This window comes from Streptomyces sp. SID3343 (assembly GCF_009865215.1).
Classification (GTDB): Bacteria; Actinomycetota; Actinomycetes; order Streptomycetales; family Streptomycetaceae; genus Embleya.
In genome coordinates this window covers 1-8,233 of sequence record NZ_WWJX01000421.1, presented here as the reverse complement: position 1 = coordinate 8,233, position 8,233 = coordinate 1, and the positions used below count along the sequence as shown (strand labels likewise).

Below are 8,233 nucleotides of genomic sequence, written 5' to 3'. Positions count from 1 at the left end.
GCTTCGCGCCGCCCTCGTGCAGCAGGGCCGCGCTCTCCAAAGCCGACTGGCCCGAGCCGATCACCACCACGTCGCGGTCCGCGGCGAGTGCGGCCAGGTCCGGGTGGTCGGCGGGGTGCGAGACGAGGGTGCGGTCCAGGCCGGCCAGAGCGGGTGGGACGTAGCGGTGTGCGGTGAGCCCGGTGGCCAACACGACCGCGTCGACGTGCAGTTCGTCGGCTTCACCGCGGTACAGCACGAAGCCGGTCCCGGTCCCGGCCGGTTCGATGCCGGTGATCCGCTCCGGCTCGACCTCGGGAACGAGGCGGTCGGCGAACCAGTGTCCGTAGTCGACGAACGTGGCCAGCGGCACCGGCTGTTCCCCGGTCGACACCGTCTCGCCCCGGCCCCGCTGGAACGCGGCGAGGGTGAATCCCGGGCGTGGTGCGGCGATCGAGGACGCGCCCGGTCGGGACTTCAGGATCATCCCGGCGGGCATGTGTCGCCGCCACGTCTCCATCGGTTCGCCGAACACCCGTGCGATTACGCCCAGTTGGCGCAGGTGCGCGGCGAGCGAGAGGCCGTAGGGGCCCGCTCCGACGATGGCAACGGTCATGAGCCTGCTCCTTGGTGTCGACGGTGTTGCGATTGATTGGGTTGATTGTTTGGTTTTGCGGTGAAATGTGACTCACGCTGCTAGAAAGGTCCCGATGGGGAGGCTGCGCCATGGTCGTGCGACGGGTGGAACTGGATCGGTCGGTGCCGGCCCTGTTGTTCAAGGTCGGCCGCTATCCGCTGCATCAGGGCGCGGTGGGCGCGGTGCGCTCTCTCGGCCGCGCGGGAGTCGCGGTGCACGCGGTCGTGGAGGACTCGTTCACTCCGACCGCCCTCTCGCGTTACCTGGCTCGGCGGCATGTATGGCCCACCACGGGCCTGGAGGCACCCGTACGGCTCGTCGACGGCCTGTTGCGACTCTGGGGGACCCGGTGGACCGAGCGGGCCGTCCTGGTGCCCACCGACGACGAGGCGGCGGTGTTGGTCGCGACGTGGCAGGACCGGCTCGCGGAGTGCTTCCTGCTGCCCAAGGTCGATCCGGAGCTGCCCGCCCGACTCGCGGGCAAGCGCGGGCTGTACGAGCGGTGTGTCGCGCACGGCGTGCCGACCCCGCGCACCCGCTTCCCCGGCAACCGGGACGAACTGCTCGGGCAGGCGCGCGAGTTGGGCTACCCGGTGGTGGTCAAGAACCGTGACCCGTGGGAGCGGCTGCGCGCGCCCGTGGTCTCGGGCACCACGCTCGTCGGCGACGAGCCGCGCCTGCTCGCGCTCGTGGGCGCGCCGGGCGGGGTGCTGCTTCAGGAGTACCTGCCGCGCGCGTGCGCCCAGGACTGGATCGTGCATCTGTACGCGGCGGCCGACGGCTCGTGCGCTCCGGTGTTCACCGGAGTGAAGTTGCGGTCCTGGCCGGCGCACGCGGGGGTGACCACCTACGCGCGGGCCGTCGCCAATCCGGGGCTCGCGCGCGCGTCGGCCGAGCTGTGCCGGGCGGTGGGCTATCGCGGGGTCGCGGACCTGGACTGGCGGCTCGACCTGCGCGACGGGCGCTACAAGCTCGTGGACTTCAATCCGCGTCTGGGCGCGCAGTTTCGGATGTTCGAGACCGCCGGCGGGCTCGACGTGGTGCGGGCGTTGCATCTGGATCTGACCGGGCGTCCGATCCCGGCGGCCGACCAACGTGAGGGGCGGCGCTACGTGGCCGAGCATCTGGACGTCGCGGCGTTCGGCGCCTACCGGGGCCGGGCGGGACTCGCGCGTCGGCCCGCGAGTGCGCCCGGTCGAGGCGGCGTGGAGGCCGCGTGGCTCGCGTACGACGATCCGCTGCCGGCGGCCGTCGCGGCGGTGCGGGCGTTGGGCCCGGCACTGGGTCGGCTGGGCCGACTGGGCGGGCTCGGCGGGCTCGGCGGGCCGGGTGGGCTGGGCCGACTCGGTGGGCTCGGTCGACCGGACGGGCCGGGTCGGTTCGGTGGTCGTGGGCGGGTCGGCGGCTGAGGTTCGGGCCCGGGAGCCGGTGGAGGAGGTCGCATGCGCCGGTGCGCGGTCGTGCTGGTGATCTGCGCGCTGCTCGCCGCGTGTGGCACCTCGCCGCCCGGGCCCGAGCGGTGGCGGGTGGTGTTCGCCGACGACTTCGACGGGTCTGCCCCCGACTCGCGGCGCTGGGTCACGTGCTACGACTGGAACGTCGAGGGCTGCACCAACGCGGGCAACCGCGAACAGCAGTGGTACCGGCCGGAGCGCGTGCGGGTTGCAGGCGGTCAGGCGGTGCTGTCGGCGGTGCGCGAACCCACTCGCGGTTCGGACGGCGTGCTGTATCCGTGGGCCTCGGGCATGGTGTCGAGCGGCCGGCCGGACTGGTCGGGCCGACCACGCTTCACGTTCACCTACGGCCGGGTCGAGGCCGAGCTGATGCTGCCGCGCGCGCCGAACTCGTTCCCGGCCTTTTGGCTGATGCCCGCGTCCAGGCGGACGCCGCCCGAGCTCGACGTGGTCGAACTGATCGGCTCGACCGGCGAGGCCATGTCGACGGTGCACTGGCTCGGGCCCGACGGCGCTCGTCTCGCGCAGACCCACGCGTCGCCGGCCCGCGACTGGGACGCCCGCTTCCACCGCTTCGCACTGGAATGGAGTTCGACCCGGCTGACGTGGTCGATCGACGGCGAGCGGGTGTTCGAGGTGACCGATCCGGCACGCGTGCCGCACGAGCCGATGGAGGTGCTGTTCACCCTCGCGATGGGCTATCCCGGGCCGGTGCCCGAGGACGTGCGCACGGCCGAGCTGCGGATCGACTCGGTGCGGGTGTGGCAACGGCGCTGACGCGCTCGCCATCGGGCTCAACCCGCCCGGGAGGCGACCGGTTCCGGGTGGCCCCGCAACCGGGCCCGTGTCTGCCGCCAGGCCCGCCAGCCGAACGTCTGCGGCCCGTCGCGGAAGGGGGCCACCCGGGGGCCGAACCCGTCGAGCCAGTCGTCGAGTTCGTCGGCCGTGGTGTCCGCGCGCAGCATCAGCCGCGAGATCCGCCACGGGTCGTCCTCGGCCGAGCTGTACGCACCGCGAACGGCCATCGCGGTGGTGTAGCCCGCGTGCCGCACGGCCTCGCGGACGGCGGCGTTGTTGTATCCGTACGGATAGGCGAACGACGTGACGCAGCGGTCGATTTCGTCTTCCAGGCGGGTCCGCGACTCGATGATCTCGCGGTGCATCTCCTCGATCGGCAGCGTGTCGAGTTCGCGATGCGTGCAGCCGTGCGCGCCGATGGTCAACCCCGGGGCGTCGGCGATGGCGCGCAAGTCGGCCCACGAGAGCATCGCGGCCGGCGGCAGCGGCGAGCGCGGGGTGGGCCACATCGCGTCGGTGGTGACGTACAGGGTGGCCGGCAGGTTGCGCTCGACCAGTTGCGGGAGCGCGTGCCGGGCGAAGTCCGCGTATCCGTCGTCGAAGGTGATCAGCACGCACCGGGGCGGCAGTTCGCGTCCGCCGTGCAGGGCTTCGGCGAGGCGGTCCGGGCCGATCGGGATCCGGCCGCTGTCGAGGACGCGGTCGAGTTGTCTCGCGAACACCGCGGGGGTGACCGTGTAGGGCGCGATCCACAGCGGTGGGTGGTCCTGGACGGAGTGGTAGAGCAGTACCGGCACGGCGTGGTCGGCGGTCATCGCGGTTCCCTTCGCGCGACGCGCGGGGCCGGCGTCGTGGTGGCGGTGCGGACGAGCGCGGCGCTCGTGGTCAGGCCCGCGAGTGTGCCCAGCACGTGCGGCGCGGTGAACGCGCCGGCGAGCAGATACGCCTCGGCGGTGATGGCGAGCAACGCGGCGCTGGTGGCCACCGCGGTGACGGCGGTCGCCAGGGGCGTGCCCCGGCCGCCGGCGACGGCGTAGCCGGGCCCGCAGAGCACGAACGCGACCACGATCACGATCCGCAGGGGGCCGCCTTCGGGGAGCCCGAGGGCCGCGAAGGCGAGCCAGCCCGCGAGGGCCGGCAGGAGGCAGCGGGTGGGGCTGTTCATCCGAGGGCCGGCAGGAGGCAGCGAGTGGGGCTGTTCATCGAGACGGCTCGATTCGGTAGATCACCGCGTCGCGGTCACGCAGGACGAGCGTGAATCGCCGCGCCCCGGCGAGGGTTCGGTCCATGCGGTCCAGGGCCCCGGTGGGCAGCAGGCCGGTCCGGTCGCACTGGGCGCGCTGGCCGGCGGTCAGGAACAGGTACGCGGTGGCGCCGTCGTACGCGTCGGCCAGCGTGGTCAGGCCGGCGACCGGGTCGCGCACGACGGCGGCGCGCAGGGCCGGTGTCTCCATCGCGAACCAGCGGTGTTCCTGTTTCTCGTAGTCCGCGTACGCGCCGGGGAAGTTGTTGGTCGCGGCGACGATCAGGTCGCCGGGCGCGGACACCGCGGCGAGTGTGTCGCGGGCGGCGAGTTCACCGTCGTCGAAGTGGTTCTGCCGTTCCTTGCCGTAGTAGCCGAAGACGAATCCGGTGAGCAGAAATGTCAACACGAGGGGCACGACGAGCGCCCGGGGGCTCGGCCGACGCCGGGGCAGGCACAGGAGCGCGAGCCAGGACGCCACCAGGAACGCGACGGCCGGCAGCGCGAACAGGTAGACCCGGAAGATGATTTCGCCGCCGTACGTGCCGGCCGCGAGCAGCGGGACGGGCGCGAGCGCGAGGAGCGCCGCCGGTGAGCGGCGCAGCCTCGGCCGTTGCACCAGGGCCGCGACGGCGAGCAGCACCACGGCGGCGGTGAGCGCGCGGTCCACTTGCGCGACCAGGACCTGTCCGGGGTCGGCCGCGCCCAGGTCGACCATGCCCGAGTTCGCGTTGGCCCCGAAGTGGCCCAATTGGTCGCGCGCCAGTGCGAGTTGGTCGAGGACGAACGGGCGGGCGACGGTGAGGTCCCAGGCCGCGACAGCGGTGACGGTGAGCGCGAGCAGCGGCACGCCGACGGGGCGGTAGGCGCGCGTGCACACCAGTGCGAGCGCGGCGATCACGAGCATGATCGGGGTGAGTTGGTGCGATGTCACCACCGCGAGCACGAGCGGCGCGCACAGCGCGACGGTGGCGAGCGGGCGGCGGCGCCGGTCCAGAGCGAGCGCGAGGATGCTCACGTACAGCACGAACGCGAAGGTCTGCGGCGCGAAGTAGTCCTGGCCCACCCACGCGGTGGAGAAGTAGATCCACACCGCCGCCCAGACGATGCGGCGGTTGCGGGTGAAGTTGCGGTAGAGCAGGACGAGCGGTGCGATCAGCGCGAGGTCGAAGGCGAGCGGCGACCACACGGCGATGGTGAGCGCGTCGGAGACGCCGCACGCGCGCACCGCGGCGGCGATCCCGGCGAAGAACCCCGGCCACTCGTGATAGGGCGTCAACTCGCGTGCGTCGTCCGCGGTCGTGCCCAGGCGCAGGAACTGGTCGACGACTTCGACGTGCTTCCACGCCCACGCGTAGCGCAGGTTTTCGTACAGCACGGCGGGGGTCGCGTGCAGCATGGTGACGAGGGCGACGGTGTAGAGCGCGTGTCGGGGGGTGCGGGCGGCGCGGTCGAGGAGGGTGGCGGCGAAGCCGGCGGTGAGCAGGCCGAGCGCGCACCAGTACCGGCCGGGCAGCACGTCGAGCAGGCCGAGTCCGCCCATCCGGTCGACCGCGACCGGCGTCCGCATCGCGAGGATCCACAGCAGTACGGCGACCGGCAGCGCGAGGAGGCCGAACGCCTTGAGCGCGAGGCGTCCGGGCCCGGGCAGGGGGTCGCGGCCGAGGCCGCGGGCGCGGCCGGTCGCGTAGCCGAGTGCGGTGGTGAGCACGCCGAGGACGAGCGCGGGGACGGTCGCCTTGGGCGCTCGCGCGTCGGAGACGAACGGCCGGACCAGTGCACGCGGGATGGTCGAACTCAGGTAGGAGCGCTCGGCGGCGAGCGCGCGGCGCGCGCCGGTGTGCCGGCTGACGGCGGCCTTGGACAGTCCTTCGGCCCAGCAGCGGGCGCGGAAGTAGCGCCACGTGGTGCGGGCGACGGGGACGCGGTGGTGGACCACGGCGAGCGGTTCGTAGCCGAGGGTCCCGCCGCGGTGTCGGGCCGCCGCGCGGATGCACAGCTCGGTCTCCTCGCAGCCGAGCGGGCGGGTGCCGACCCGGCCGAGGTCGGTGCGAAAGCCGCCCGCCTCGATCAGGACGCGGCGGCGGAAGGACATGTTGGCGCCGATCAGGTTGCGTACCGGCGCGGCGTGTTCGGGCATGCCTCGATAGGTGCAGCCGACGACCCAGTCGAATTCGGTGGGGAACCACGCGGGGCGGGCGGTGTCCCACGCGGGCCGGATCCGCCCGCCGACGCCGAGCACGTGGGGGTCGGTGTAGCCGTCGAGCAGGCGCATGGTCCAGTCGGGTTCGGCCCGCGCGTCGTCGTCGAGGAAGGCCACGATGTCGCCGCGCGCGCCCTCCACGCCGGTGTTGCGGGCGCCGGAGAGGCCGCGCCGGCCGCGGTTGCGCAGCACGCGCACGTCGGGGAAGGCGCGGGTGGCGCGGGCGGCGAGTTCGTGGCAGTGGTCGGCGACCAGGATGGTTTCCGCGGGTGGTTCGTCCTGGGCGCGGATCGAGGCGACGGCGGCGGTGAGGTCGTCCCAGCGGTCCATCGTGTAGGCGCAGACGATGACGGTCAGGGTCGGCCGAGGGGTGCTCGTGGGAGCCGGGACGGGCGCGCGGGTGGGGGCGGCGATGCGGTCGAGGTCGGCCTTGAGCGCGACCCAGGCCAGGCGCTTGGTGCGGGGCGAGGTGTCCGTCACGCGGGTCTCCCGGGTTGCGGCAGCCAGACCCGGCGCGCGGCGACGAGGGCGAGGGCGGCGGCGGTCTGCCCGGCGAGCCAGGCGACGCCGGCGCCGAGGACCCCCAGGACGGGCAACAGGACGACGGTCAGGGTCAGTACGGTCGCGGCGAGTGCGGCCTGGACGGCGACGACCACGCGCATGCGGCCCAGGACGCGGCACGCGGTGAGCGCCGTCGCGACGACCACGTGTGGGAGTGCGGACAGCGCCAGGAGCCGCAGCAGGGTGGTGCCGCCTCGCGCGTAGCCGCTGCCGAAGACGCGCAGCACCAGCGGCGCGCCGACGACGAGCACGGTGATCGCGAGGGCGAGCAGGGCTCCGGTGTGGACGAGCACGCGCCGGCACCCGGCGGCGAGCGCCGCGACGTCGCCGGCGGCCTCGACCAACAGAGAGGCGCTCATGTTGAGGTTGACCAGGTACAGCGTGTGGGCGACCACCCACGCGAGCGAGAAGTAGGCGCTTTCCTCGGGCCCCGCGTGTTCCAGGACGATGATCGCCGGCAGCGTGGTCGCGGCCAGCCAGCACAGCGTGCCGAGGTGGTCGGCGCCGGCGTAGCGCGCGATCGAGCGGGCCCGCCCGGGTCGGGTGGGCCGGCCCGCGCGGCGCGGGAGCAGCCGGGCGAACAGCCGGCGGTCCACCGTGACCAGGGTCAGCGCGAGGGCGAGCGTCCAGGACAGCAGGATTCCGGTCGTGGGCAGCGCGGTGGCGAGGGCTGCGACCAGGACGATCTTGGCGAGCGCGAAGAGGCTGTTCTTGGCCACGACCAGGCCGGGTCGGCGCAGCCCGGTGAGCGCGCCGTCCTGCACCGCGAACAGCGCGTACGCAACCGTGGTCGCCACGAAGCAGCACCCGGCGGCGGGTGTGTGCAGGAACCCGAGACCGGGCGCGAGGTGCGGGATCAGCGTGGTGAACGCGACAGCGACGGTGAGGGTGCCGACCAGGGCGGCGGCGTAGGCGGCCCGGACCAGGCGGCGGCGGTCGTCTCCGGCTTCGGGCAGGAACCGTACGAGAACGTTGGCCAGGCCGAGTTGACCGAGCCCGGCGAGCAGCATCATCGCGGCCACGGCGGCGTAGGTGCGGCCGACGACGGCGTCGCCGTACCAGCGGGTCGCGAGCGCCCAGTAGCCCGCGCCGAGTACGGACGTCACGAGCGAACCGGCGGTCAGCACATGGCCGTTGCGCAGCAGTGGATCGACGCGCGGCGCGGTGGGCCGGCGGAGTTGGGCCTGGGTCACCGGGCCTGCTCCCACGGGGCGCGAACGCCGCGCATGCGCACCCGCGAGTGCAGGTAGGCGAGCGGCGCGCCCGCGAGCGCGCGTCGTTCCAGACCGGTGAGCCGGGCGGACCGGTGGGTGTCGGGCGGGCCGAGGGTGCGGGTGCGCTCCAGGGCGTGGCGCAGG

The 8,233-nt window shown here is 73.7% G+C and carries 7 protein-coding genes; 2 read left to right on the top strand and 5 right to left on the bottom strand.

The genetic code is table 11. The features are described 5' to 3' along the window. Positions 1–595 (bottom strand): SidA/IucD/PvdA family monooxygenase (locus GT354_RS13810; RefSeq protein ID WP_161356600.1); only part of this gene is annotated, 595 nt, incomplete at its 3' end. Positions 596–705: 110 nt separating this feature from the next. Between GT354_RS13810 and GT354_RS13805 the strand changes: the two genes are divergently transcribed. Then, the gene (locus GT354_RS13805; RefSeq protein WP_161356599.1) at positions 706–2,025 is read left to right on the top strand and encodes an ATP-grasp domain-containing protein; all 1,320 of its coding nucleotides are present in this window, start codon (positions 706–708) and stop codon (positions 2,023–2,025) included. Positions 2,026–2,058: 33 nt separating this feature from the next. After that, positions 2,059–2,847, top strand: coding sequence for a glycoside hydrolase family 16 protein (locus GT354_RS13800; protein WP_161356598.1), 789 nt, complete (start codon positions 2,059–2,061; stop codon positions 2,845–2,847). Between the two features lie 17 nt (positions 2,848–2,864). Here GT354_RS13800 and GT354_RS13795 read toward each other — a convergent pair whose 3' ends face one another. From GT354_RS13795 to GT354_RS13780, 4 genes are read right to left on the bottom strand one after another with little or no spacing between them, the layout of a single operon-like run. Continuing rightward, on the bottom strand, positions 2,865–3,683 hold the full coding sequence (locus tag GT354_RS13795; protein WP_161356597.1) for a polysaccharide deacetylase family protein: 819 nt from the start codon (positions 3,681–3,683) through the stop codon (positions 2,865–2,867). Further along, complete coding sequence (locus GT354_RS13790; protein ID WP_161356596.1) at positions 3,680–4,033, bottom strand: hypothetical protein; 354 nt, start codon at positions 4,031–4,033, stop codon at positions 3,680–3,682. Before GT354_RS13790 ends, GT354_RS13795 begins: the two co-directional genes overlap by 4 nt. Positions 4,034–4,067: 34 nt before the next feature. Continuing rightward, on the bottom strand, positions 4,068–6,794 hold the full coding sequence (locus tag GT354_RS53945; RefSeq protein ID WP_346012018.1) for a glycosyltransferase family 2 protein: 2,727 nt from the start codon (positions 6,792–6,794) through the stop codon (positions 4,068–4,070). After that, positions 6,791–8,068 (bottom strand): oligosaccharide flippase family protein, encoded by a 1,278-nt coding sequence (locus GT354_RS13780; protein ID WP_161356595.1) that lies wholly within the window; start codon positions 8,066–8,068, stop codon positions 6,791–6,793. Before GT354_RS13780 ends, GT354_RS53945 begins: the two co-directional genes overlap by 4 nt. Positions 8,069–8,233 lie beyond the last annotated feature (165 nt).